At 71.8% G+C, this 24850-nt stretch carries 19 protein-coding genes and 1 pseudogene; 10 read left to right on the top strand and 10 right to left on the bottom strand.

Going from position 1 to position 24850, the window contains the following annotated elements; genetic code table 11:
* Positions 1-87 precede the first annotated feature (87 nt).
* Complete coding sequence (locus tag RCO28_RS33250; protein ID WP_374991294.1) at positions 88-723, top strand: class F sortase; 636 nt, start codon at positions 88-90, stop codon at positions 721-723.
* On the opposite strand, the pseudogene RCO28_RS33255 reads toward RCO28_RS33250, so the two are convergent.
* Together RCO28_RS33255 and RCO28_RS33260 are read right to left on the bottom strand one after the other, a co-directional pair.
* Positions 716-1543: pseudogene (locus tag RCO28_RS33255) on the bottom strand (GMC oxidoreductase); the annotation flags it as partial. The gene RCO28_RS33250 and the pseudogene RCO28_RS33255 sit on opposite strands and share 8 nt — an antisense overlap.
* Positions 1539-3455, bottom strand: coding sequence for an AMP-dependent synthetase/ligase (locus RCO28_RS33260; RefSeq protein ID WP_308945066.1), 1917 nt, complete (start codon positions 3453-3455; stop codon positions 1539-1541). The gene RCO28_RS33260 and the pseudogene RCO28_RS33255, both read right to left, overlap by 5 nt.
* A gap of 234 nt (positions 3456-3689) precedes the next feature.
* On the opposite strand from RCO28_RS33260, the gene RCO28_RS33265 reads away from it, so the two are divergent.
* From RCO28_RS33265 to RCO28_RS33275, 3 genes are all read left to right on the top strand, one after another.
* A complete protein-coding gene (locus RCO28_RS33265; protein WP_308945067.1) occupies positions 3690-4169 on the top strand; it encodes an SCP2 sterol-binding domain-containing protein in 480 nt (159 codons plus the stop codon).
* A gap of 7 nt (positions 4170-4176) precedes the next feature.
* A complete protein-coding gene (locus RCO28_RS33270) occupies positions 4177-5394 on the top strand; it encodes an acyl-CoA dehydrogenase family protein (protein ID WP_308945068.1) in 1218 nt (405 codons plus the stop codon).
* 140 nt (positions 5395-5534) lie between these two features.
* Complete coding sequence (locus RCO28_RS33275) at positions 5535-7205, top strand: von Willebrand factor type A domain-containing protein (protein WP_308945069.1); 1671 nt, start codon at positions 5535-5537, stop codon at positions 7203-7205.
* Between the two features lie 168 nt (positions 7206-7373).
* On the opposite strand, the gene RCO28_RS33280 is transcribed toward RCO28_RS33275, so the two are convergent.
* Both RCO28_RS33280 and RCO28_RS33285 read right to left on the bottom strand, forming a co-directional pair.
* Positions 7374-8270, bottom strand: a complete 897-nt coding sequence (locus RCO28_RS33280) for an ABC transporter permease (protein ID WP_308945070.1) — start codon at positions 8268-8270, stop codon at positions 7374-7376.
* Positions 8267-10921, bottom strand: coding sequence for an alpha/beta fold hydrolase (locus tag RCO28_RS33285; RefSeq protein ID WP_308945071.1), 2655 nt, complete (start codon positions 10919-10921; stop codon positions 8267-8269). The genes RCO28_RS33280 and RCO28_RS33285 overlap by 4 nt, the downstream gene beginning before the upstream one ends.
* Positions 10922-11038: 117 nt before the next feature.
* Here RCO28_RS33285 and RCO28_RS33290 point away from each other — a divergent pair, with 117 nt between their 5' ends.
* Positions 11039-11473, top strand: a complete 435-nt coding sequence (locus RCO28_RS33290) for a GNAT family N-acetyltransferase (RefSeq protein ID WP_308945072.1) — start codon at positions 11039-11041, stop codon at positions 11471-11473.
* A gap of 144 nt (positions 11474-11617) precedes the next feature.
* The gene (locus RCO28_RS33295) at positions 11618-11929 is read left to right on the top strand and encodes a hypothetical protein (RefSeq protein ID WP_308945073.1); all 312 of its coding nucleotides are present in this window, start codon (positions 11618-11620) and stop codon (positions 11927-11929) included.
* Between the two features lie 59 nt (positions 11930-11988).
* Here the strand turns inward: RCO28_RS33295 and mmsA are convergent, their stop codons facing one another.
* The 5 genes from mmsA to iolC are packed head-to-tail and all read right to left on the bottom strand — an operon-like array spanning position 11989 to position 18172.
* Positions 11989-13491: a CoA-acylating methylmalonate-semialdehyde dehydrogenase gene (gene mmsA, locus RCO28_RS33300; RefSeq protein ID WP_308945074.1), complete on the bottom strand. Its 1503-nt coding sequence runs from the start codon at positions 13489-13491 to the stop codon at positions 11989-11991.
* A 55-nt stretch (positions 13492-13546) separates the two neighbouring features.
* Entirely contained in the window at positions 13547-15439 is a 1893-nt protein-coding gene (iolD, locus tag RCO28_RS33305) for a 3D-(3,5/4)-trihydroxycyclohexane-1,2-dione acylhydrolase (decyclizing) (RefSeq protein ID WP_308945075.1), read from the bottom strand.
* Positions 15436-16260, bottom strand: coding sequence for a 5-deoxy-glucuronate isomerase (gene iolB, locus RCO28_RS33310; RefSeq protein ID WP_308945076.1), 825 nt, complete (start codon positions 16258-16260; stop codon positions 15436-15438). The genes iolD and iolB overlap by 4 nt, the downstream gene beginning before the upstream one ends.
* A gap of 36 nt (positions 16261-16296) precedes the next feature.
* Entirely contained in the window at positions 16297-17196 is a 900-nt protein-coding gene (locus tag RCO28_RS33315; protein WP_308945077.1) for a deoxyribose-phosphate aldolase, read from the bottom strand.
* Positions 17197-17242: 46 nt separating this feature from the next.
* The gene (iolC, locus tag RCO28_RS33320) at positions 17243-18172 is read right to left on the bottom strand and encodes a 5-dehydro-2-deoxygluconokinase (protein ID WP_374991297.1); all 930 of its coding nucleotides are present in this window, start codon (positions 18170-18172) and stop codon (positions 17243-17245) included.
* A 234-nt stretch (positions 18173-18406) separates the two neighbouring features.
* Between iolC and RCO28_RS33325 the strand changes: the two genes are divergently transcribed.
* From RCO28_RS33325 to RCO28_RS33340, 4 genes are all read left to right on the top strand, one after another.
* On the top strand, positions 18407-19312 hold the full coding sequence (locus tag RCO28_RS33325; RefSeq protein WP_308945078.1) for a sugar phosphate isomerase/epimerase: 906 nt from the start codon (positions 18407-18409) through the stop codon (positions 19310-19312).
* Between the two features lie 373 nt (positions 19313-19685).
* A complete protein-coding gene (locus tag RCO28_RS33330) occupies positions 19686-19883 on the top strand; it encodes an AlpA family transcriptional regulator (RefSeq protein ID WP_282534452.1) in 198 nt (65 codons plus the stop codon).
* Between the two features lie 288 nt (positions 19884-20171).
* Positions 20172-20477 (top strand): heavy-metal-associated domain-containing protein, encoded by a 306-nt coding sequence (locus RCO28_RS33335; RefSeq protein ID WP_308945079.1) that lies wholly within the window; start codon positions 20172-20174, stop codon positions 20475-20477.
* 76 nt (positions 20478-20553) lie between these two features.
* Positions 20554-22836: a heavy metal translocating P-type ATPase gene (locus RCO28_RS33340; RefSeq protein WP_308945080.1), complete on the top strand. Its 2283-nt coding sequence runs from the start codon at positions 20554-20556 to the stop codon at positions 22834-22836.
* Between the two features lie 611 nt (positions 22837-23447).
* Here the strand turns inward: RCO28_RS33340 and RCO28_RS33345 are convergent.
* On the bottom strand, positions 23448-24737 hold the full coding sequence (locus tag RCO28_RS33345; protein ID WP_308945081.1) for a citrate synthase: 1290 nt from the start codon (positions 24735-24737) through the stop codon (positions 23448-23450).
* Between the last annotated feature and the right edge of the window lie 113 nt (positions 24738-24850).

The raw sequence follows: 24850 nt of genomic DNA on the forward strand, positions 1-24850 counted from the left end.
CCCCTGCCCTCCGCCCCCTCCTCTCCGCCCTCCCTCCTCACCGCCCCCACAGCCCGCCGTCCACCTCTCAGTTACGGATGTGAGCCCGTGGCCTCCTCGTACAGCCCCCTGCCCCGGATCAAGGCTCCGCTCGCGGGGCTCACCACGCTCGGTGTGCTGGTCGGTGCCTGGCTGATGGCAGACGGTGTGCGGGCGCAGGCGCAGCCGCCCCGGCCGCCCTCCGCGACGGCGAGCGCGGACGCCAGGGGCACGATCGAGGCGCTGCCGGTGTCCCGGCCGGTGCAGATCAGGATCCCGGCGATCCATGTGGAGGCGCCGCTCATCGCCCTCGGACTCCTCCCGGACGGCACCCTCGATGTGCCGCCGGGGAATCTGCCGCAGGTGGCGGGCTGGTTCCAGGACGGTACGACGCCGGGTTCGGCGGGCACGGCCGTCACCGCGGGCCACCTCGACTCGGCGACCGGGCCCGCCGTCTTCTACGACCTGGGCGCGCTGCGGGCCGGCAACACGGTGGAGGTGGACCGGGAGGACGGCCGTACCGCGGTGTTCACCGTCGACCGGGTGGAGCTGGTGCCCGGCGACGCGTTCCCGGACGCGCGGGTGTACGGGGAGTCGGACCGGCCCGAGCTGCGGGTGATCACCTGCGGTGGCGCGTACTCCCAGTCCACCGGCACCTACCAGGGCAACACCGTCGTCTACGCCCGCCTGACCGGCGTCAAGTAGCCCTCTGCGCACCGGAGTTCGGCAGCCGCAACGCCCCGTACGCCCCCTCCGGAACCACGGGAGAGCGCGGCGCGACCGGGGCCACGCGCGCGTACGGGGCGCCAGGCGCCGGGCGCGGGTCCTCTTCGCCCTTTGAGCCGTCGACGACGGAGATCCCCGGATGGCCGTAGAGCCGGTGGTACGGGTCGAGAACCCCCGTGTCCGCGGACCCGCCGACCGGGCAGCCGCCCAGGCGCCATCAGGTCGGAGCCCTTGCCGTAGCGGACGTTCTCGATGTGCGTGGTCGGGTTGGGGTGGACGGACGAGGTGATGGCGACGCCGCGCGTGAAGTCGGGCTCGGCGCTCGTGCCGCGGGCCTTGCGGTAGCGGCGCGGGAACGTCAACGCCCCTACCAGGACTTCGGAGTTGGTGCGGGTGAGGCGGCCGAGCGTGGCGGAGAGGCGGGGCAGGAGTCCGCGTTCGCGCAGGGTGTACAGCAGGGTCTGGTGCCGTGGGTGCCGGCGGCGAGGACCACATGGCGGGCGGTGAGGGTGCGCTGTCCCCGCCGGACGCGGCGGCCCGTCGGGCGGGTGGTGACGGCGAAGCCCTCGCCCTGTTCGCGTACGGCGACCACCGTGGTCATCGGATGGACGGTCGCTCCCGCCCGTTCGGCGAGGTACAGGTAGTTCTCCGTGAGGGTGTTCTTCGCGCCGACCCGGCAGCCCGTCATGCACGAGCCGCACTCCACGCACGCCACGCGCTCGGGCCCGGACCCGCCGAATCCGGAGCCGACGACGAGGACGCCGTAGTCGTACGCGGCTGCCCGGCCGGTGTCGTCAGCCTTGATACAGCGCCTCGATCTGCTGCTCGTACGCGCGCGCCACCGCATGCCGTTTGATCTTCAGCGAGGGCGTGAGCAACCCGTTGTCCTCGGTGAACTCGCCCTCCACGACGACGAATTTACGGATGGACTCGGCCCGCGAGACGGCCTCGTTGGCGTAGTCCACGGCCTTCTGGACGTCGGCGAGCATCCGCGGGTCCTTGATCACCTGGGACATCGGGGTGCCCCTGGGCGCCTTGCGGACGGCGAGCCAGTGCTCGACTGCGTCGGGTTCGAGGGTGATGACGGCGCCGACGAAGGGCCGGTTGTCGCCGACGACGATGCACTGGCCGATGGGCGGGCGGCTGCGGAGGCGGTCCTCCAGGACGGCGGGTGAGACGTTCTTGCCGCCGCTGGTGACGAGGATGTCCTTCTTGCGGCCGGTGATCCGCAGATAGCCGTCGTCGTCGAGCTCCCCGAGGTCCCCGGTCGCGAACCAGCCGCCGTCCAGGACCTGTTCGGTGGCGTCGGGGTTGTTCCAGTACGAGCCGAAGACGATGGGGCCCTTGATCAGCACCTCCCCGTCGTCGGCGATGCGCACCGACGTGCCGGGGACGGGCAGGCCGACGGTTCCGGGGCGCGGGCTGAGCGGCGGGATGATCGTGGCCGCGGCGGTGGTCTCGGTCAGGCCGTAGCCCTCGTACACGATGATTCCGGCGGCGTAGAAGAAGAGGTTGAGGCGGCGGTCGAGGGGCGAGCCGCCGCTGATGGCGTAGCGCAGCCGGCCGCCGATCTCCTTGCGGACGCGGCGGTAGACGAGCAGGTCGTACAGCGCCCAGGCGAGGTAGAGGCCGAGTGAGGGGCCCTTGCCCCGGTCGAGGAACTTGTCGAGGTAGGCCTCGCCGAAGCGGACGGCGATCCGGTCGGCGCGCTCGAAGGAGGAGCCGCGGCCGATCTTCTCGGCGGTGGCGCGGCCGGTGTCGTGGATCTTCTCGAAGAGGTACGGGACGCCGACGACGAAGGTGGGTTTGAACGAGCGCAGTTCGGGGCGGAGTTCATCGGGCTTGATGCTCGGGCAGTGGCCGACCTCGATCCGCGCGAGCATGCAGGCGACCTGGATGACCCGGCCCAGGATGTGCGCGAGCGGCAGGAACAGGAGCGTCGTGGCGACCTGTCCGGTGACCTCCTTGAAGATCGGGTGCAGGAGCTCGACGGTGCTGGCGGCCTCGGCGTGCAGATTGCCGTGGGTGAGGACGCAGCCCTTGGGCCGTCCTGTGGTGCCGGAGGTGTAGCAGACGGTCGCGATGGTGTCCGGGGTGAGCGCGGCCCGCCGCTTGTCCGCCTCCGCGTCGCCGATGTCCTTTCCGAGGCGGGCGAGTTCGAGGATCGCGCCGGAGTCGAGCTCCCACAACCCGGGCTGATCCCCCATCGATGCACAGGCGGCCCGTACCGTACGGGCGTTCTCCTCGGTCTCGGCGATCACGAAGCGGGCCCCGGAGTCCTCGACGATCCACGCGATCTGCTCGGCGGACGAGGTGGCGTAGATCGGCACGGTCTGGCCGCCGGCCGCCCAGATCGCGAAGTCGAGCACGGCCCACTCGTAGCGCGTACGGGACATCAGGGCGACGCGGCCGCCCGGTTCGAGGCCTGCGGCGATCAACCCCTTTGCGGCGGCGGTGACTTCACGGGCGAAGGCCGCCGCCGTCACGGGGCGCCAGGTGCCGGCCTCCTTGCGGCGCAGGACGACCGCGTCGGGCGCCTCGGCGGCGTTGGTGAAGGGGATGTCGGCGGTCGTGCCGGTGGCGGAGGCGGAGTCGAAGGCGGCGGTGCGCACCTCGCGGACGACGCCGTCCTGCCTGATCAGCTCCGTATGGACGCGAGCCGCGAGGTCGCTGCGCTGCTTCGCCCGTTTCAGATCCTTGCGTACGCCCATGGTCGGCTCCGTTGTCGGCGTGCGTGCGGTGCTGTTCGCTTCCATGCCGTGCTGTGGTGCGTGCGTGCTGCGGTGCGTGTTGCGGTGTGCCCTGCGGTGCAAGTTCTTTACGCGTCCGTCAACTTACCGATGCGTAAGCAGAAATCAATGGGGCTGGCGCATATCTGACTTCTGAGTAAGCTTACTCGCGAGTAAGGATGCGATCAGTGACGAGCGAGGAGGCTGGAGACTTCCATGGCGAGCAGCGATAACCCGAATAACCTGGACAATCTGGCGGAGTTGGACTTCGCGGGCGTATCGCCCGAGGAGTTCGCGAGGATCGTGAAGGGCCTGTCCACCAAGGAGATCAACCAGATCGCGCAGGACGAGCCCTTGCGCGCCCGGGTGCTCGCCGAGGTGTTCGGCCGCATGGGCCGGCAGTTCAAGCCGGAGACGGCGGGCAGCCTGGAGGCGCTGATCCGCTGGAAGGTGGGCGGCGGCGACAGCGAGGTGCTCTACGAGACCCGGATCGCGGACGGCACCTGCACGGTCACCGAGGGCCGCTCGGAGGCCGAGCCGCGCGTCACGCTCGTGATGGGCGACGCGGAGTTCCTCAAGCTGGTCTCCGGCAACTCCAACCCGGTCACGATGTTCATGACCCGCAAGCTCAGGATCGCGGGCGATGTCGCGCTCGCCGCCGGGCTCACCCGCTACTTCGACATCCCGAAGGCGTGAGGCCCGTATGGCCGGCTTCTCCCTCGAACTGACCGAGGAACAGCAGGACCTGAAGGACTGGGTGCACGGCTTCGCGGCCGAGGTCGTCCGGCCCGCAGCCAGCGAGTGGGACGAGCGCGAGGAGACGCCCTGGCCCGTCATCCAGGAGGCCGCCAAGATCGGGCTGTACGGGTTCGAGTCCCTCGCCGACCTCTTCGGCGACCCCACCGGCATCTCCCTGCAGATCGCCAACGAGGAACTGTTCTGGGGCGACGCGGGCATCGGCATGGCGCTGTTCGGCACCTCGCTCGCGGTCGCCGGGATCTTCTCGTCCGGTACGCCGGACCAGTTGGCCGAGTGGGTGCCGCAGTGCTTCGGCGACGAGGACGACCCGAAGGTCGCCGCGTTCTGCGTCTCCGAGCCGCAGGCCGGGTCCGACGTGTCGGCGATGCGGACCCGGGCGCGCTACGACGAGGCCAGGAACGAGTGGGTGCTGTCCGGGCAGAAGGCCTGGATCACCAACGGCGGCATCGCGAACGTGCATGTCGTCGTCGCCTCCGTCGACCCGGAGCTCGGGGCCCGCGGCCAGGCCGCGTTCATCGTGCCGCCCGGCACGCCGGGGCTCGAAGGTGCCAAGAAGATACGGAAGTTGGGCCTGCGCGCCTCGCACACGGCCGATGTCTTCCTTGACGACGTCCGCGTCCCCGGCCACTGCCTGCTCGGCGGCAAGGAGAAGCTCGACGCCCGGCTCGCCCGCGTACGGGAAGGCTCCTCCGGGGCCAAGTCACAGGCCGCGATGGCCACGTTCGAGGTGAGCCGCCCCACGGTCGGCGCGCAGGCGCTCGGCATCGCGCGCGCCGCGTACGAGTACGCCCTCGACTACGCCGGGGAGCGCGAGGCGTTCGGGCGGCCCATCGTCGAGAACCAGTCCATCGCCTTCGCCCTCGCCGACCTGCGCACCGAGATCGAGGCCGTACGGCTGCTCATCTGGCAGGCCTCGTGGATGGCCCGCAACGGCAGGACCTTCGACGCGGGCCAGGGCTCCATGTCCAAGCTCCGTGCGGGCGAACTCGCGGTCGCGGCCAGTGAGAAGGCGGTCCAGGTGCTCGGCGGGGCCGGATACAGCAGGGAGCATCCGGTGGAGCGGATGTACCGGGACGCGAAGATCTACACCATCTTCGAGGGGACGAGCGAGATCCAGCGTCTTGTGATCGCGCGGGCGATCACCGGTCGCCACATCCGGTAGACGCAGGGCCCCTTACGCCTCTCCGCGCGGACCATCCGAAGACATAACCGTGATCCTTCCGCAATCGCCCGGGCCGGTCCGATACGCCCTCTTCCGCGTCACAGTCACAAGAACTGGACGACTGAAGGGGGCGGCCGGCGATGGCTCGTGGGGACAGCTGGGTACGCAAGGGGGTGGTGGGGCTCGCCCTCGGGGGTGTGCTGCTCACCGGGTGCTCGGGCGGGGGCACGAACACCACGACGGACTCCGGCGCGGCCAAGCGGCCGGGCGGATCGGGTGAGGCGCTGCCCGCGCCCGCCGCGTCCGAACGGCCCGACGGACAGCAGGAGTCGGACGAGGGGCGGGAGTTCGTGCCACCGCCGGACTACCTCTCCACGTTCGCCCTGGACGTGGACACCGCCTCGTACGGCTATGCGCGGCGCACGCTCGGCGAGGGGCGGCTGCCCGACCCGTCGACCGTGCGGCCCGAGGAGTTCGTCAACAGCTTCCGGCAGGACTACCCGCAGCCGAAGGGCAGCGGCATCTCCGTGAACGTCGACGGCGCGCAGGCGCCGGGCGCCGCGGGCGACGACTGGTCGCTGCTGCGGGTCGGGCTCGCCACCAAGTCCGCGGACGCGGCGAAGCGGCCGCCCGCGGCGCTCACGTTCGTCATCGACATCTCCGGCTCCATGGCCGAGCCCGGCCGGCTCGACCTGGTCAAGGAGTCGCTCGGCATCATGACGGACCGGCTGCGCGCCGACGACTCCGTGGCGATCGTGACGTTCAGCGACGAGGCCGAGACCGTACTGCCGATGACGCGCCTCGCCGAGGACGCCGACCGCGACCGGGTGCACGCGGCGGTCGACGACCTGGAGCCCACCGACTCCACCAACCTGGAGGCGGGCATCCGCACCGGCTACGACACCGCCGTCGAGGGCCGGACGAAGGGCGCCACCAACCGGGTCGTGCTGCTCTCCGACGCGCTCGCCAACACCGGCGCGACCAGCGCCGACACCATCCTGGAGCGGATCTCCGAGGCCCGCCGCGAGCACGGCATCACGCTCTTCGGCGTCGGCGTCGGCAGCGACTACGGCGACGCGCTGATGGAGCAGCTCGCGGACAAGGGCGACGGTCACACCACGTACGTCTCGGATCCCGCCGAGGCCCGCAAGGTGTTCTGCGACGACCTGCCCGCGCACATCGAGCTGCGCGCCCGGGACGCCAAGGCGCAGGTCGCGTTCGACCCGAAGACCGTCGACAAGTTCCGGCTGATCGGCTACGACAACCGGCAGGTCGCCGACGAGGACTTCCGGGACGACCGGGTCGACGGCGGCGAGGTCGGCCCCGGCCACTCGGTGACGGCGCTCTATGCCGTACGGCTGAAGGAGGGCGCGGGTTCCGGCGACGGGCATGTGGCGACGGCACGTGTGCGCTGGCAGGACCCCAAGTCCCGTACGCCGCACGAGCGTTCCCAGAAGATCAGCGCCGAGCAGCTCGGGCGGCCGCTGTGGGACGGGGCGGACCGGGGCTTCCAGGTGAGCGCGGTCGCGGCGTACTTCGCGGACGCGCTGCGGGCGGCTTCGTATCGGCCTGAGCCGTCCGGGTGCCCTTACGACGACCCGACGGCGTCATGCCCCGAGCCTGCTCTCGCGGACGGCCCCGAGAGCGCGACCTCGGGCGAGGACCGGTTCACGCCGCTGCCCGGGCGGATGTCGCTGTCCGAACTGTCCGAGCACGCGGACCGGTTGGCGGGCGGGTCGGATGATCCGGCGGACGTCGACGTACAGCGTCTGGCCACGGCGGTACGGCAGGCGGCGCAGCTGCGGGCGTAGCTTCGGGCGTAGCTTCGGGCGTAGCTGCGGGCGTAGCTGCGGGCGTAGCTGCGGGCGTAGCTGCGGGCGTAGCTTCGGGCGTAGCTTCGGGGGCCGGCGCCCCCGAACCCCCGCTCCTCAACCGTGCGCCGGACGGGTGGCCCGACCCCGGGCCACCCGTCCGTGGGCTCAGCTCACAATGTCCTTGCGCGCGAAGCCGCGGAACGCGAGCGCGATCAGGATCACCGCGTACGTCACCGAGACCGCAGTGCCCTGGATCATGCCGCCCCACTCCGGGGTGGGCTGGAGTGCGTCGATCCAGGCGAACTGCCAGTGCGCGGGCAGTACGTCCCGCCAGTCGCCGAGGGCGGTGACCGCGTCCAGGACGTTGCCGACGATGGTCAGGCCGACGGCGCCGCCGACCGCGCCGAGCGGTGCGTCGGTCTTCGTGGAGAGCCAGAACGCGAGCCCCGCGGTGACCAGTTGGGACGCGAAGATGTACGCCACGACCACCAGGAGCCGCAGCGCCGAGTCGCCCGCGGCGAGCCCGCCGCCGGTGGGCAGCTCCAGTGGCCCCCAGCCGTACGCCACCGTGCCGACCGCGAGGGCGACCAGCGGCATCAGGAGCATCGCGGCGGCGCTCAGGCCGAGCGCGACGGCGAGCTTGCTCCACAGCAGCCGGGCGCGCGGCACGGGCGCGGCGAGCAGATAGCGCAGCGAGGACCAGCCGGCCTCGGAGGCGACCGTGTCCCCGCAGAACAGCGCGACGGGCACCACGAGCAGGAACCCGGCGGAGACGAACAGGCAGGTCGCGGCGAAGTTCGCGCCGGACTCGGTGGCGACCTGCATGAGCGTCGCCCCGCGCCGCGCGCTGGCCTCCGGGGTGCCGCCGATGGCGAAGGCGGCGACCAGGATCAGCGGCAGCACCGCGAGGACCGCGCCCATGACCAGGGTGCGGCGGCGGCCGAGCTGGCGGCGCAGCTCCACCCGCAGGGGCAGGGTCCGCCCGGCGCGGTAGCCGGGTGCGGCGTCCACGGCGGCGGCACTCTTGCCCTTGCCGCCGGTGACGGTCGTCGTCCCGCTCATGCCGGTCCTCCGATCAGGGTCAGGAAGGCGTCCTCCAGCCTTCGGTGCGGTCCGACGCTCGTGACCGGGACGTCGAGCCGGACGAGTTCGGCGAGGAGCTCGGCGACCGTGGCGCCGTCGAGCCGGACCAGGACGCCACTCTCCGCGGCGACGGCCGACTGCACGCCCTCCAGAGCGTCGATCTTCTCGACCAGGACCGGCTCCAGCTCCTGCTCCGTGCCGACCAGAAGCGTCTGCCCGGAGCCGACGATCTCGGCGACGGGACCGGCCTGGACGAGCCGGCCGCGGTCCATGACGACGAGGTGCGTGCAGGACTGCTCGACCTCGGCGAGGAGATGGCTGGAGACGATGACGGTGCGGCCCTGCGCCGCGTACCGGATCATCACCTCGCGCATCTCGCGGATCTGCGGCGGGTCGAGGCCGTTGGTCGGTTCGTCGAGGATCAGCAGGTCCGGCAGGCCGAGCATGGCCTGGGCGATGGCGAGGCGCTGCCGCATGCCCTGCGAGTACGTGCGCACCGCGCGGGCGAGGGCGTCGCCGAGCCCGGCGATCTCCAGGGCCTCGTCGATGTGCGCGTCCTCGGCCGGGCGGCCCGTCGCCGCCCAGTACAGCGTGAGGTTCTCGCGGCCCGAGAGGTGCGGCAGGAAGCCCGCGCCCTCGACGAACGCGCCGACCCGGGAGAGCACGGGCGCTCCGGGCCGCACGGCGTGCCCGAAGAGCCGGATCTCGCCGCCGTCCGGGGCGATCAGGCCCATCAGCATCCGCAGGGTGGTGGTCTTCCCGGCGCCGTTGGGCCCGAGCAGCCCGAGGACCTGGCCCTTCTCGACGCGGAAGGAGAGGTCGCGTACGGAATAGCTGTCCGACTTGCCGTACTTCTTGCTCAAGTCCGTGATCTGCAGCGGGACTTCGGCGAGCGTCGGGTCCGGAGCCGGTGGGGTCGTGCGGCGGCGGGCGGTGAGCAGCAGCCCGGCCGCGACGGCGAGGGCGCCCAGGGGCAGCCACCAGACCCAGGCGGGCAGCGGAGTGGCCGCGGTGGTGAGCTCGGGCACCACGGGCACGTGCAGGTCGCTCTTCGGCGTCACTGTGTAGGTGGCGGGGGCGGCCGGTGAGGCGTACCCGAGGTCGGTGGAGGAGAGGACGAGGCGCAGCCGGTGGCCGGCCCGGATCTCGTGGTCGATGGCGGGCAGCGTGAGCTCCACGTCCTTGCCGCCCTTGGCGTCCTCGACCCGGATCGGCGCGACGAGCTGGGAGGGCAGGACGCGCTGCCGTCCGTCCGGACCGACGTCGTAGACCTTGCCGAAGAGGACCGCGTCCTGGCGGTTCGACGTGATGTGCAGGTCGACCGTGGGTGAGCCGGTGATGTGCAGGTCCTGCTTCTGCGGGGCCGACTCGAAGGCGGCGTGCTGGCCGGGGAAGTCGGTGGAGAGGCCGCCGAGGCCGAGCGAGGACAGCTGGGTGAAGTTGCCGGTGAGGCCGGGGACGTTGGAGATCGCGGGCGGGCTGGCCCCGGCCGGGTTCTCGAACCGCTTGGTGCCGCCGCGCAGGGCGATGTCCCGCCGGCCGTGGTCGAGGCCCGGGTACTCGGCGTCGGTGGCGCCGCGCACCTGCGTGCGGCCGTCGGTGGAGTCGACGCCGCCGGAGCGGGTGACCCGGAACGGGCTGCCGGTGTCGGCGGACTTGTCGTCCTTGAGGTACCGGTCGAACCAGGCGGTGACGCGGGACTCCAGGCGGCTCGCCTCCATGTCGCCGCCGTCGTGTCCGCCCGCGATCCAGTCGACGGAGACGGGCGCGCCGTTGTCGCCGATGGTTCTGGCCATGGCGTCGGCGTGGGAGAGCGGGAACAGCGAGTCGGTCTGGCCCTGCATGATCAGGGCCGGTACGTCGATCTTGTCGCCGACGGCGGCCGGGCTGCGGGCCTCGAGGAGCTCGCGGGCCTTCTCGTCCGGCTTTCCGGTCTCGGCGACGCGGTTGTACATGGCGCACAGCTGCGGCTCGAAGCGGTCGCAGCCGCCGCCGGTGGACAGGAACATCCCGGCCCACAGCTTCTTGAACACGCCGTTCGGGAACAGGGCGTCGGCCAGGTTCCAGTACGTGATCGCGGGGGCGATGGCGTCCACGCGCTGGTCGTGCCCGGCCGTGAGCAGGGAGACCGCGCCGCCGTACGAGGCTCCGGTCATACCGACCAGCGGGTCGCCCTCGCCCTGCAGCTGGACCTCGGGGCGCTTCGCCAGCCAGTCGATCAGCCGGGAGGCGTCGGCGACCTCGGCCTTCGGGTCGTTGAGGCCGATGTGCCCGCCGGAGGCGCCGAAGCCGCGCGCGGACCAGGTCAGGACCGCATAGCCCTCGGCGGCGAGTTTCTCGGCCTGCGCCCTGACGTCGTTCTTGCTGCCGCCGAAGCCGTGCCCGATCAGCACGGCGGGCCGTTTCGTGTCCGCGTCCCCCGCCGTGAAGTACGACGTGTCGACGCGCACTCCGCCGCCCATGGGCAGCGCCCGGTCCTCGCGGTGCACTGCCGGTCCGTCGTCCCCTGCGGCGACGGCCGTGGCGGCGCCGGCCCCGGCGAGCACGGCGACGGCGGCCACCACTGCGAGCAGCCGCCGTCCGCGCAGCCGGGCCCGGAGCCGCCTCGGCCCTGACGTGTCTCGTTGCATGCGTTCCACCGTACGGGCGAGATCTGACAGCCGGGGCACCCGGCAGGGGGAACCTCGTCACCTCCCCCGGTCGTACGCGGCGGCTCCCGCGTACCGCAGCCGTGGTAGGAATCCGGCATGCCGACGCCGCACGACATCCGCCGCGCCACCACCGTCGGCCAACTCACTGCCGCCGGGCCGCTGTTCGACTCCCCGGCGCGTCCCGAGTGGGCCGAGCGCTTCCTGTCCGCCGCGGGCCACCACATGTTCGTCGCGTACGCCGATGGCCGGCCGGTCGGCTTCATCACGGGCATCGAGATGCTGCACCCGGACAAGGGCGTCGAGATGTGCCTGTACGAGCTGGCCGTGGCCGAGCCGTACCGGCGCCGCGGGATCGCCCGCTCCCTCATCGCCGCACTGACCGCCCTCTGCGAGGAGATGGGCTGCTACGACATGTGGGTCGGCGTGGACCTCGACAACGCCGGGGCCCTGGCGACGTACCGCGCGACGGGGGCGGCGGGCGCGGGCGGGTGCGCCGTACTGGTGTGGGATTTTGAACGGCGTTCAAAATAAGGACGAAAGTCCCTTGCCTCCCCGCAGGCCGCTCGGGCTTACTGGAGACACCGAACAAGAGCGCCGCGCTCCGGGAGCGATCCCTGGGTACGGCCCCATTGCAGGCGGGAAGCTTGCTCACCCTGAAAGGCAGCTTCCCGCACCATGCTGTTCTTCGAGTACGTCCAGATCGCCGCGGCGCTGATGATGATCACGACCTTCGCGCTGCTCTCCACCGGCACCATCCACCCGCGCAAGAGCGTCTACCCGGTCCTGCTGCTCACCGAGTCCTCGGTGATGCTCGCCGGTTCGCTGGCGCTCGGCAAGCAGACCGGGATCATCCTCCTGGAGACGGCGTGGATCGTGATCGCCGCCGCCTCGCTGGTCCGCCGCCGGCTGGAGCTGGCCAAGGTCCGCAGCGGCCGGGCCACCGACTCGACCACCACGGCGTGCGGCTGCGCCCGGGCCGCGCACTGACGCACCCATGACAGAAGCCCCCGACCACCTGCTGTGGCCGGGGGCTCATCGCCGGGTGCTCAGTGGTTGCGCGGGAAGCCCAGGTCGACGCCGGACGGGGCGTCCGCCGGGTCGGGCCAGCGGGTGGTGACGACCTTGCCGCGGGTGTAGAAGTGCGTGCCGTCGTTGCCGTAGATGTGGTGGTCGCCGAAGAGCGAGTCCTTCCAGCCACCGAAGGAGTGGTAGCCGACGGGCACCGGGATCGGCACGTTCACGCCGACCATGCCGGCCTCGACCTCCAGCTGGAAGCGGCGGGCGGCGCCGCCGTCCCGGGTGAAGATCGCGGTGCCGTTGCCGAACGGCGAGTTGTTGATGAGGGCCAGGCCCTCCTCGTACGTCTCGGTGCGCAGGACGCACAGGACCGGGCCGAAGATCTCGTCCTTGTACGCGTCGGCGGTGACCGGGACGCGGTCGAGCAGGGACAGGCCGATCCAGTGGCCGTTCTCGAAGCCCTCGACCGAGTGGCCGGTGCCGTCGAGGACGACCTCGCAGCCCTGCTCCTTGGCGCCCTGCACGTAACCGGCGACCTTGTCGCGGTGGGCGGCGGTGATCAGCGGGCCCATCTCGGACGTCGGGTCGTTGCCGGGGCCGATCTTGATCTTCTCGGCGCGCTCGCGGATCTTGGCGACGAGCTCGTCGGCGATGTCGCCGACCGCGACGACCGCGGAGATCGCCATGCAGCGCTCACCGGCCGAACCGTACGCGGCGGAGACGGCGGCGTCGGCGGCCGCGTCCAGGTCGGCGTCGGGCAGGACCAGCATGTGGTTCTTGGCGCCGCCGAGCGCCTGCACGCGCTTGCCGTTGGCGGAGGCGGTGGTGTGGATGTACTTGGCGATCGGGGTCGAGCCGACGAAGGAGACGGCGGCGACGTCCGGGTGCTCCAGGAGGCGGTCGACGGCGACCTTGTCTCCGTGCACGACGTTGAAGACACCCTCCGGAAGCCCGGCCTCCGCGAGCAGCTCGGCGATCTTCAGGGCGGCCGACGGGTCCTTCTCGCTGGGCTTCAGGATGAAGGTGTTGCCGCACGCGATGGCGAGCGGGAACATCCACATCGGCACCATCGCCGGGAAGTTGAACGGCGTGATGCCCGCGACCACACCGAGCGGCTGCCGGATCGAGGAGACGTCGACCCGGGTGGCGACCGAGGTCGACAGCTCGCCCTTCAGCTGCACGGTGATCCCGCAGGCCAGGTCCACGATCTCCAGGCCGCGCGCGACCTCGCCGAGCGCGTCCGAGTGCACCTTGCCGTGCTCGGCGGTGATCAGCTCGGCGATGGCGTCCCGGTTGGCGTCGAGGAGCGCGCGGAACTTGAACAGGACCGTGGTGCGCTGCGCGAGCGAGGACTGGCCCCAGTCCGCGTAGGCGGCCTTGGCCGCGGCGACCGCGGCGTCCACCTCGGCGACGGAGGCGAAGTCGACGCGGGTGGTCACCTCGCCGGTCGCCGGATCGGTGACCGGGCCGGAGTTACCCGACGTGCCCTGAACGGTCTTGCCGCCGATCCAGTGGTGAACGGTCTTCGTCATGGCGTACAGCTCCCTTGCGGTTCCTCACGGATGGCGGCGGCGCGGGCGTGCGCGCCTACAGGTGACGGCGGCGTGACCGCGCCTGCCGGTCGTACTCCTCACGTGCCTGGACCGCCGCCGGGCGGCTCGCGGTCTCGGCCACAGGAACATCCCACCACGCCTGCGCGGGCGGCACGCCCGACACAGTGTCGGCCGTTTCCGTCTCCACATAGACACATGTGGGTACGTCGGACGCGCACGCCTCTGCCAGCGCTTCGCGCAGGTCACGCACCGTTTTCGGGCGCAGCACCCGCATCCCGAGCGAGGCCGCGTTCGCCCCGAGGTCCACGGGCAGCGGCGCCCCGGTGTACGAGCCGTCGGGCGCCCGGAACCGGTAGGCGGTGCCGAAGCGCTCGGCGCCCACGGACTGCGAGAGCCCGCCGATGGACGCGTACCCGTGGTTCTGCAGGATCACCACCTTGACGGGCAGGTGCTCCTGCACGGCCGTGACGATCTCGGTGGGCATCATCAGATACGTGCCGTCGCCGACGAGCGCCCACACCCGCAGGCCCGGGTCGGCCAGCTGCACGCCGAGCGCGGCCGGGATCTCGTAGCCCATGCAGGAGTAGCCGTACTCGACGTGGTACTGGTGCGGGGACCGGGCCCGCCACAGTTTGTGCAGGTCGCCGGGGAGGGATCCGGCGGCGTTGATGAGGACGTCGTCGCCGTCGGCCAGCTCGTCCAGGACGCCGAGGACCTGGGCCTGGGTGGGGCGCGCCGCGGGGTCGGGGGTGGCGTAGGCGGCGGAGACCTGGTCCTCCCAGGCGGACTTGGCGCGGGTGTACTCGGCCTGGTACGCGGCGTCCACCCGGTGTGCCTGGAGGCTTTCCGTGAGTGCTTCGAGGGCGGCGCGCGCATCGGCGATCAGGGTCTGCCCGGCCAGCTTGTGCCCGTCGAAGGGCGCGATGTTCAGGTTCAGGAACCGGACGTCGGGGTTCTCGAAGAGGGTCGCGGAGGCGGTGGTGAAGTCCGACCACCGGGTGCCGACGCCGAGCACCAGGTCGGCGCCGCGGGCCAGGGCGTCGGCCGTGGCCGTCCCGGTGTGCCCGATGCCGCCCACGTCCGCCGGGTGGTCGTGGGGCAGCGCACCCTTGCCCGCCTGGGTCGAGGCGACGGGGATGCCGGTGGCGTCGGCGAGGGCGCGCAGCGCGTGCTCCGCCCCGCTGTGCCGGACCCCGCCCCCGGCGACGATCAGCGGCCTGCGGGCGGCGCGCAACTCCCGTACGGCATCGGCCAGTTCACGGGGATCGGGGTTCGGGCGGCGCACGGTCCAGACCCGCTCCTCGAAGAACCGGACCGGCCAGTCGTACGCCTCCACCTGCACGTCCTGCGGCAGCGCAAGCGTGACCGCGCCCGTGTCCGCCGGGTCGGTGAGGACCCGCATGGCCGCGAGCGCGGCCGGGATCAGGGCCTCGGGGCGGGTGACCCGGTCGAACCAGCGGGAGACGGGGCGCAGGCAGTCGTTCACGGACACGTCGCCCGCGTACGGCACTTCGAGCTGCTGCAGGACCGGGTCCGCGGGCCGGGTCGCGAAGGTGTCGCCGGGGAGCAGCAGGACGGGGAGGCGGTTGATGGTGGCGAGCGCGGCGCCGGTGGTGAGGTTGGTGGCGCCGGGGCCGATGGACGTGGTGACCGCGTGCGTGGACAGGCGCCGCGACTGCCGGGCGTAGCCGACGGCGGCGTGCACCATGGCCTGCTCGTTGCGGCCCTGGTGGAACGGCATGAGGGTGTCGTACTCGACGAGTGCCTGGCCGATCCCGGCGACGTTGCCGTGCCCGAAGATCCCCCAGGTGGCGCCGATGAGCCGCTGCCGTACGCCGTCGCGTTCGGTGTGCTGGGCGGCGAGGAAGCGGACGAGGGCCTGGGCCGCGGTGAGACGGACGGTGTCTGTTCGGTTCGGGGCGCTCATCGGTAGCCCTCCTGGTGGTCGGGGTGGAAGCAGATGTTCCATTCCCTGTCGGCGCCCGGTCCCGCCATCACGTTCAGGTAGTACATGTCGTGGCCCGGCTGGGCGATGGACGGCCCGTGCCAGCCGTCCGGCACCAACACCGCGTCGCCGCCCCGGACTTCGGCGAGCAGGTCGGTGCCGCCGGGGCGGGACGGGGAGACGCGCTGGTAGCCGAGGCCGTGCGGACCGTCGACCTCGAAGTAGTAGATCTCCTCCAGCTCGGACTCGACGCCGGGCCGGTGCTCGTCGTGCTTGTGCGGCGGGTACGAGGACCAGTTGCCGCCGGGCGTGAGCACCTCGACGGCGATCAGCCGGTCGCACTCGAAACCCTGTCGATCATCGCCTCCGGCGGGGGCAGCCGCGGCGAAGTTCCGCACCTGGCGCGCGCACTGCCCGCTGCCGCGCCGCTCCACGGGAACCTCCGGCGCGAGGCCGTGGCGGGCGGGGAGTCGACGCTCGCACTTCGCTCCTGCCAGGGCGAAGCGGCCTCCCGCGCCGGAGGCGATCTGGGCGTGGGCGTCGCGCGGCAGATAGCAGAAGTCGCTCGCCGCGCCGAACACGCTGTCCCTGCCGGTGAGTTGGAACTCCTCACCGTCCGTGCGCACCGTACAGCCACCGCTCAGCGGAAGCACGATCCATTCGCTGTCCCCGGTGTGAAAGGAGTGCGAGCCGTCCGGCCCGAGCTCCAGGATCCGCAGCGCGGCGTACGTCCATCCGGCCCGTTTCGGGTCGATGTCCAGGGCGTACGGGCCGTTCGCGGTGCTGCCCGCCGGTAGGTGCATCACGTCTCCCTCTCGGTCTGGCTCTGCGGTGCGGCCTCACTGAAGCAGCGCGGCCGCGGTGTCGACAGCCGCCGCCACGTCGTCGTCCGCCGGGTAGAGCAACGACCGTCCCACGACGAGCCCTTGCACGGTCGGCAGTTCGAGGGCCTTGCGCCAGCGCTCGTACGTCTCCTGCGGGCGCTGCCCGTGCACGTCGCCGCCGAGCAGGACGGCCGGCAGCGTGGAGGCCTCCAGGGCGCGGGCGGTGCCGTACGGCTCGTCGGTGACGGGGACCTTCAGCCAGGTGTACGCGGAGCTGCCCGCGAGTCCTGACGCGACGGCGATGGCCGTGGTGACCGCCTCCGTGGACAGGTCGTTGCAGAGCCGCCCGTCGACCCGGTGGGACAGGAACGGCTCGACGAACACCGGAAGGCGCAGCTCCGCCATCGCGGACACGGCGCGCGCGGCGGCGTCCAGGGTGGTGAGCGAGGCGGGGTCGTCGCGGTCGATACGGAGCAGCAGCTTGCCCGCGTCGAAGCGGCGGCGGCGCAGGTCCTCGGGGGTGCAGCCGGTGAAGCGGTCGTCCAGCTCGAAGGCGGAACCGGCGAGTCCGCCGCGGTTCATGGAGCCCATGACGACCTTGCCGTCGAGCGCGCCGAGCAGCAGCAGGTCGTCCAGGACGTCGGCGCTGGCGAGCACTCCGTCGACGCCGGGCCGGGACAGGGCGAGGCAGAGCCGTTCGAGGAGGTCGGTCCGGTTGGCCATGGCGAAGCGCCGCTCCCCGACCGCGAGCGCGCCGCGCGCCGGGTGGTCGGCGGCGACGATGAGCAGCCGCCCGGACTCGGCGAGCAGCGGCCTGCGCGTCCGGCGCGCGGCGGCCTCCGCCACGGCCTCGGGGTGCCGGGCACGGGTGCGGGCGAGCCCGGCGGGGTCGACGGGCCGCCGCCCGGTGGTCATCGCGCGCCCCCTTCCTCCGCGGTGCCGTCGGCCGCTCGCCCCACGGTCATCGCGCGCCCCCTTCGAGGACGGCCTCGACCTCGTGCGCGTACGGCATCGCGGGCGAGCAGGCGAGGCGGCCGGCGACGATCGCGCCCGCGGCGTTCGCGTACCGCATCGTGCGCTCGGGCGGCCAGCCCGCGAGCAGCCCGTGGCAGAGCGCGCCGCCGAACGCGTCCCCCGCGCCCAGGCCGTTGACGACCTCGACGGGAACGGGCGGCACCTCGACGCACGCGCCCGACCGGTCCAGGGCGAGCACGCCCTTCGGGCCCTGTTTGACGACGGCGAGGTCGACCCCGGCGGCGAGCAGGGCGCGGGCGGCTGCCTCGGGTTCGCGCAGGCCGGTGGCGACCTCGCACTCGTCGAGGTTGCCGACGGCGACGGTGGCGTGGGCGAGCGCCTCCGCGTAGTACGGGCGGGCCGCCTCGGGGCCCTCCGCCCAGAACATGGGGCGCCAGTCGAGGTCGAAGACGGTGGTGGCGGCCTTGGCGCGGTGGGCGAGGGCGGTGAGCGTCGCCGTGCGGCTCGGCTCCTCACACAGGCCGGTCCCGGTCATCCAGAAGATCCGCGCCCGGCGGATCGCGTCGAGGTCCAACTCCTCGGCGCGCAGGGCGAGATCGGGCGCCTTGGGCTTCCGGTAGAAGTACAGCGGGAAGTCGTCGGGCGGGAAGATCTCGCAGAACGTGACGGGCGTCGGCAGCTCCGGCACGGGTGTCGCCCACCGGTCGTCGACGCCCAACTCCCGCAGTTCCCGGCGCAGATACGTACCGAAGGGGTCCTGGCCGGTGCGGGTGACGACAGCCGTACGCCGCCCGAGCCGGGCCGCGGCCACCGCGACGTTGGACGGCGAGCCGCCGAGGAACTTCCCGAACGTCCCGACGTCGGACAGGGGCACCCCGGTCTGCAGCGGATAGAGATCGACGCCGATCCGGCCCATGGTGATCAGGTCGTACGGCAGATCCTGCTGATCCGGCTGGTTCGGCAGATCCTGCTGATCCGGCTGGCTCGGCTGATCCGGCTGGCTCGCTTCGCTCGGACCGGTCACCCTCGATGCCCCTTCCGTCGACGCTGCCCCCAGGTCTAGCCCTGGCCCCCACCCCTGTCAACACTTTGTCCTTACATTCGGACCATGCCTTGACAGCGCTCTCGGGACGCCTTGAGGCTGACGGACATGACCTTGCCGCGAATGTCGCGTATCCGCATCGGCTCGGCCCCCGACTCCTGGGGCGTCTGGTTCCCCGACGACCCCCGCCAGGTCCCCTGGCAGCGCTTCCTCGACGAGGTCTCCGAGTCCGGCTACGACTGGATCGAGCTGGGCCCGTACGGCTATCTGCCCACCGACCCCGAGCTCCTGCGCGCCGAGACCGAGCGGCGCGGCCTGCGCGTCTCCGCCGGCACCGTCTTCACCGGCCTGCACCACGGCCCCGCCGTCTGGGACGAGACCTGGGAGCACGTCGCCCGTGTGGCCGAGCTGACCCGCGCCATGGGCGCCGGGCACGTGGTCGTCATCCCCTCCTTCTGGCGCGACGACAAGACCGGCGAGGTCCTGGAGAACCGCGAGCTGTCCGCCGAGCAGTGGCGGCACCTGGCCGACGGCACCGAACGCCTCGGGCGCGAGCTCCGCGAGCGGTACGGCCTGCGGATCGTCGTGCACCCGCACGCCGACACCCATGTCGACACCGAGGAGAACGTCGCCCGGTTCCTCGACGCCACCGACCCCGACCTGGTCTCCCTGTGCCTCGACACCGGGCACTACGCGTACTGCGGCGGCGACAACCTCAAGCTGATCGAGACGTACGGGGAACGCATCGGCTACCTGCACCTCAAGCAGGTCGACCCGGAGATCCTCGCGGCCGTCCGCGCCGAGGAACTGCCCTTCGGGCCCGCCGTGGCGCGGGGGGTGATGTGCGAGCCGCCTTCCGGGCTGCCCGCGCTCGAACCCGTACTGGACGCCGCTCAGCAGCTCGGCGTCGAGCTGTTCGCCATCGTCGAGCAGGACATGTACCCGTGCCCTCCCGAGCAGCCGCTGCCGATCGCCCGCCGCACCCGCCAGTACCTGCGCGGCTGCGGCGCCTGATCACGTACATCCGTACCCGGTTCCGCGCACCCGTGCGGGCCGCGACCCCGTTCGGCGCCGCGCGCGCACGGCCGGGGCGCGCGGAGCGCAACCGCGCACCTCCACGCGCCGGGGGCGCGCGCCTTGACCACATCCGCGGCCTCTACGCACGGACGCCCCGCCCGCCCAATGCATCACTCACGTAACCAAAGTCCCCTTTCTGTCACACATGTCTCAGGAGCGCGGGTTTCCCGTCACACCCGTTCAACAGGCCCTCCCTGACGGTCACTCAGCGTCGCCCGCCGGGCACAGGCTGATGGCATGCCGGTTCGCGCCCAGCTCCCCCGACGGCTCCCCCGGGCCGCCACTGCGCGCGGACAGGGAGGTACCACTGATGACCGACCGCAAGCTCTGGTCGTACAAGGACATCGCCGCACACATCCGCGTCCAGCCGGACACGGTGCGCTCCTACCGGAAGCACGGACTGCTGCCGTCGCCCGACCACGTGGAGGGCGGAAAGCCCTACTGGTACGCGGACACCATTCGCGCCTGGGTGGCCAGCAGGCCGAGCAACCGAGGGCGCAGAGAGTGACCCCGGGCGGCCCACCCCTCTTCGTCAGACCTCCACCCGTTCCGCCAGGCCTTCCAACCGTCCCTTCAGGCCTCCAACCGTTCCTTCAGGCCCCCGCGCGACGACCGCGTGGGGGCCTTCATGTATCCACGGCTTGGAGAAGTACCCCCTAGGGGTATACAGTCGGGAGTGTCAGGAGGGGCTGTGCAGGCAGCCGACCCTCCTGCGCCGTGACCTGGGCAGCGCCATCTCGACGCTACGCGCCACCGGCCGCGGATCCGAACAGACGCCCTCGACGAGGAGAACGACATGAGCGCCCAGACCGAGACCCAGACGACCGGCTCCTGCTGCTCCCCCTCCGGCTCCTGCCACGGGGACGGCGCGGCCGCAGCCCCGCAGGGCGCCGTGACCGCCACCTACCAGGTCGCCGGGATGACCTGCGGCCACTGCGAGGGCGCCGTCTCCGCCGAGATCTCCGAGCTGCCGGGCGTGACCTCCGTCAAGGCCGTCGCCGCCACCGGCCAGGTCACCGTCGTCTCCGAGGCGGAGCTCGACGAGGCCGCGGTGCGGGCCGCGGTGGACGAGGCCGGGTACGAGCTGACCGGTCGCGCCTGACCCCGCGGGGCCGGGACGAACACCGGGCCCCGCACCCCCTCCGTACCGGCCGACGAAAAGAACCCCGTGACCTGCCATGACTGACACGGCGACCGAGCACCCCGACACCGCCGCCCAGAGCTCCGAGGTCGAGCTCGCCATCGGCGGGATGACCTGCGCCTCGTGCTCGTCCCGGATCGAGCGCAAGCTCAACCGCCTGGACGGAGTGCTTGCCTCCGTGAACCTCGCCACCGAGAAGGCGAAGGTGGCGTACCCGGACGGCGTCGAGGTGAGCGCCCTGATCGCCACGGTCGAGAAGCTCGGCTACACCGCCGAGGAGATCACCCCGCCGGAACCGGAACCGGAACCCCTGGCGGACTCCGAAGCCGTACCCGCCGAGGCGGAGGACGGCGAGACCGGGGCGCTGCGTCGGCGGCTGCTCGTCAGCGCCGTGCTCGCCCTGCCCGTCGTCCTCATGGCGATGGTCCCGGCCCTGCAGTTCGACAACTGGCAGTGGCTCTCGCTGACCCTCGCCGCGCCCGTCGTGGTCTGGGGCGGGCTGCCCTTCCACCGCGCCGCCTGGACCAACGCCCGGCACGGCGCGGCCACGATGGACACCCTGGTCTCGGTCGGCACCCTCGCCGCCTTCGGCTGGTCGCTGTGGGCGCTGTTCTTCGGCACGGCCGGAATGCCGGGCATGCGGCACGGCTTCGACCTGACCGTGGCCCGTACGGACGGCTCCGGCGCGCTCTATCTCGAAGTCGCCGCCGGAGTCGTCACGTTCATCCTGCTCGGCCGCTACCTGGAGGCCCGCGCCAAGCGGAAGGCGGGCGCCGCGCTGCGGTCCCTGCTCGAACTGGGCGCCAAGGACGCGACCGTCCTGCGCGGCGGCCGTGAAGTACGCGTCCCCGCCGGCCAGTTGCGCGTCGGCGACCGTTTCGTCGTACGGCCCGGGGAGAAGGTCGCCACCGACGGCACCGTCGTCGAGGGTTCCTCCGCCGTGGACGCGTCCCTGCTCACCGGCGAGTCCGTGCCGGCCGACGTCACCGTGGGCGACGCGGTGACCGGCGCCACCGTGAACACCTCGGGCCGCCTCGTCGTCGAGGCGAGCCGGGTCGGCGCCGACACCCAACTCGGCCGGATGGCACGACTCGTGGAGGACGCCCAGAGCGGCAAGGCCGCCGTGCAGCGCCTCGCCGACCGGATCGCCGCCGTGTTCGTGCCCGTGGTCCTGCTGATCGCCGCCGCCACGCTCGGCGCCTGGCTGGGCATGACGGGCGACGCGGCCGCCGCTTTCACCGCCGCCGTCGCCGTGCTGATCATCGCCTGCCCGTGCGCGCTCGGCCTGGCCACCCCCACGGCCCTGCTCGTCGGTACGGGCCGGGGCGCGCAGCTCGGCATCCTCATCAAGGGCCCCGAGGTCCTGGAGTCCACCCGCCGCGTCGACACGGTCGTCCTCGACAAGACCGGAACCGTCACCACCGGCCGCATGGAACTCCACGACGTGTACGCGGCCGAGGGCACCGACGAGAAGGAGCTGCTGCGGTACGCGGGCGCCCTCGAGCACGCCTCCGAGCACCCGGTCGCCCAGGCGATCGCGCAGGGCGCGCAGGCCGTGGGCGATGCGCCGCTGCCCGCGCCGGAGGCGTTCGTCAACGTCCCGGGGCTCGGCGTGCGCGGCTCCGTCGAGGGCCACACCCTCCTGGTCGGCCGTGCCCGGCTGCTCACCGAGTCCGGGATCGAACTGCCCGCCGAGCTGTCCGCCGCCCTCGCCGACGCGCAGGCCCGTGGCCGTACCGCCGTGGTCGTCGCCTGGGACGGAGTGGCACGCGGTGCCCTGACCGTCGCCGACGCGGTCAAGGAGACCAGCGCCGAGGCGGTGCGCGAGCTCCGCGCCCTCGGACTGACCCCGGTGCTGCTCACCGGCGACAACCGGGCCGTGGCGGAAACGGTGGCGGCAGAGGTCGGCATCGACGAGGTGCGCGCGGAGGTGCTGCCGCAGGACAAGGTGGCCGCCGTCCGCGAGCTCCAGGCGGCCGGCCGCACGGTCGCCATGGTCGGCGACGGCGTCAACGACGCGGCCGCCCTCGCCACCGCCGACCTGGGCCTGGCCATGGGCACGGGCACGGACGCGGCGATCGAGGCGGGCGACGTGACCCTCGTACGCGGAGACCTGCGGGTGGCCGCCGACGCGATCCGGCTCTCCCGCCGCACCCTCGGCACGATCAAGGGCAACCTCTTCTGGGCCTTCGGCTACAACGTCGCCGCGCTGCCGCTCGCCGCGGCCGGGCTGCTCAACCCGATGATCGCGGGCGCCGCGATGGCGTTCTCATCGGTCTTCGTGGTGACGAACAGCCTGCGGCTCAAGTCCTTCCGCTGAGCCCGACTCCGTACCGGGCCCGTCTCAGCGAAAGGCCCAGTCGTCTCGGGGTGCGAGAAGGCCCGGAGAAGACCTTCACGTACCCCCCACAATCCCCTTACTCTGGGGCCCCGATCATCCAATCGGGGCCCTTGTGTATGTAGCTGGACATATGCGGGAGACGTAGATCACAGAGATTCGCACGTAACCATTTGGGGGTCTCGCAGGTCTAAGAGTGCGATGGCTGGAACGTCTTGGGGGGCGTTCCTGTCCGTTTGGGGATGTCTTGGGGGACGTCTCCAGCAGAGGTATCCCCGCGCTCCAGGGCGCCGGGGAGAGCGTTGGCCGGGGCGACGTGCACCGGGGAGCTTTGAGCGGCCCTCCCGTACGTACGCGTCCCGGCGGACCGCGACGTGTGCTCGGCGCAGCACTCTTGGACGCCCGGTCGGATCCCGTGGGGGGAATCCGAACCGGGGACAAAGGGAAGCGCCCCGTAGGCCGGCCCGTGGGGGGACCGGTCGCGGGGCGCTTCTCTGTGTCCGGGTGCCGAGCTTCGCGGCGTCTCCGGGTGCCGAGCTTCGCGGCGTCTCCGGGTGCCGAGCTTCGCGGCGAGGAGTCGGTGAGGCTCCGGGTCAGCGGGACTCGACCGGGACGAAGTCGCGCTCGACGACGCCCGTGTAGATCTGGCGCGGGCGGCCGATGCGGGAACCCGGCTCCTTGATCATCTCGTGCCACTGGGCGATCCAGCCCGGCAGCCGGCCGAGGGCGAAGAGCACGGTGAACATCTCGGTCGGGAAGCCCATCGCGCGGTAGATGAGGCCCGTGTAGAAGTCCACGTTCGGGTAGAGGTTGCGCGAGACGAAGTAGTCGTCGGAGAGCGCGTGCTCCTCCAGCTTGAGCGCGATGTCGAGCAGCTCGTCGGACTTGCCGAGAGCGGACAGGACGTCGTGCGCGGCGGCCTTGATGATCTTCGCGCGCGGGTCGAAGGACTTGTACACCCGGTGGCCGAAGCCCATCAGGCGGACGCCGTCCTCCTTGTTCTTCACCTTGTTGATGAAGGCATCGACATCGCCGCCGTCGGCCTGGATCTGCTCCAGCATCTCCAGGACGGACTGGTTGGCACCGCCGTGCAGCGGGCCCCAGAGCGCGGAGATACCGGCGGAGATCGAAGCGAACATGTTCGCCTGCGACGAGCCGACCAGGCGCACGGTGGACGTCGAGCAGTTCTGCTCGTGGTCCGCGTGCAGGATCAGCAGCTTGTCGAGCGCGGAGACGACGACCGGGTCCAGGTCGTACTCGGCGGCCGGCACCGAGAACGTCATACGCAGGAAGTTCTCGACGTAACCGAGGTCGTTGCGCGGGTAGACCACCGGGTGGCCGACCGACTTCTTGTACGCGTACGCCGCGATCGTCGGAAGCTTGGCGAGAAGGCGGATCGTCGACAGGTGACGCTGCTTCTCGTCGAACGGGTTGTGGCTGTCCTGGTAGAACGTGGACAGCGCGGAGACCACCGAGGACAGCATCGCCATCGGGTGCGCGTCCCGCGGGAAGCCGTCGTAGAACCGCTTGACGTCCTCGTGCAGCAGGGTGTGCTGCGTGATTTCGTTCTTGAAAGAGGAGAGCTCGTCGACGGTGGGGAGCTCGCCGTTGATCAGCAGGTAGGCCACCTCGGTGAAGGTGGAGCGCTCCGCCAGCTGCTCGATCGGGTAGCCGCGGTACCGCAGGATGCCCTGCTCGCCGTCCAGATAGGTGACACCGGATTTATAGGCGGCGGTATTGCCGTACCCACTGTCCAGGGTCACCAGACCGGTCTGGGCGCGGAGCTTCCCGATGTCGAAGCCCTTGTCGCCGACGGTGCTGTCGATCACCGGGTAGGTGTACTCGCCATCGCCGTACCGCAGTACTACAGAGTTGTCGCTCACGTCATCCCTCACCGACGTAGTGCCTCTTCTTCGAGGTGCCCTGACTGTCTCTACCATCCCCCATTTGGCCCTGGAGAGTGCACTCGGGGTCGACCATTGGGCCTATTGACGGC

Origin of the sequence: Streptomyces sp. LHD-70, from assembly GCF_031157275.1 — a bacterium.
Classification (GTDB): Bacteria; Actinomycetota; Actinomycetes; order Streptomycetales; family Streptomycetaceae; genus Streptomyces.

Coding starts and splice junctions, on each gene's coding strand:
- RCO28_RS33260 (WP_308945066.1), bottom strand. CDS start 3,455: ATGGGCGTACGCAAGGATCTGAAACGGGCGAAGCAGCGCAGCGACCTC.
- iolD (WP_308945075.1), bottom strand. CDS start 15,439: ATGAGCGCCCCGAACCGAACAGACACCGTCCGTCTCACCGCGGCCCAG.
- RCO28_RS33295 (WP_308945073.1), top strand. CDS start 11,618: ATGCTGTTCTTCGAGTACGTCCAGATCGCCGCGGCGCTGATGATGATC.
- RCO28_RS33315 (WP_308945077.1), bottom strand. CDS start 17,196: ATGACCACCGGGCGGCGGCCCGTCGACCCCGCCGGGCTCGCCCGCACC.
- RCO28_RS33340 (WP_308945080.1), top strand. CDS start 20,554: ATGACTGACACGGCGACCGAGCACCCCGACACCGCCGCCCAGAGCTCC.
- RCO28_RS33285 (WP_308945071.1), bottom strand. CDS start 10,921: ATGCAACGAGACACGTCAGGGCCGAGGCGGCTCCGGGCCCGGCTGCGC.
- RCO28_RS33290 (WP_308945072.1), top strand. CDS start 11,039: ATGCCGACGCCGCACGACATCCGCCGCGCCACCACCGTCGGCCAACTC.
- iolC (WP_374991297.1), bottom strand. CDS start 18,172: ATGGGCCGGATCGGCGTCGATCTCTATCCGCTGCAGACCGGGGTGCCC.
- RCO28_RS33280 (WP_308945070.1), bottom strand. CDS start 8,270: ATGAGCGGGACGACGACCGTCACCGGCGGCAAGGGCAAGAGTGCCGCC.
- RCO28_RS33270 (WP_308945068.1), top strand. CDS start 4,177: ATGGCCGGCTTCTCCCTCGAACTGACCGAGGAACAGCAGGACCTGAAG.
- iolB (WP_308945076.1), bottom strand. CDS start 16,260: ATGCACCTACCGGCGGGCAGCACCGCGAACGGCCCGTACGCCCTGGAC.
- RCO28_RS33330 (WP_282534452.1), top strand. CDS start 19,686: ATGACCGACCGCAAGCTCTGGTCGTACAAGGACATCGCCGCACACATC.
- RCO28_RS33335 (WP_308945079.1), top strand. CDS start 20,172: ATGAGCGCCCAGACCGAGACCCAGACGACCGGCTCCTGCTGCTCCCCC.
- RCO28_RS33325 (WP_308945078.1), top strand. CDS start 18,407: ATGACCTTGCCGCGAATGTCGCGTATCCGCATCGGCTCGGCCCCCGAC.
- mmsA (WP_308945074.1), bottom strand. CDS start 13,491: ATGACGAAGACCGTTCACCACTGGATCGGCGGCAAGACCGTTCAGGGC.
- RCO28_RS33265 (WP_308945067.1), top strand. CDS start 3,690: ATGGCGAGCAGCGATAACCCGAATAACCTGGACAATCTGGCGGAGTTG.
- RCO28_RS33275 (WP_308945069.1), top strand. CDS start 5,535: ATGGCTCGTGGGGACAGCTGGGTACGCAAGGGGGTGGTGGGGCTCGCC.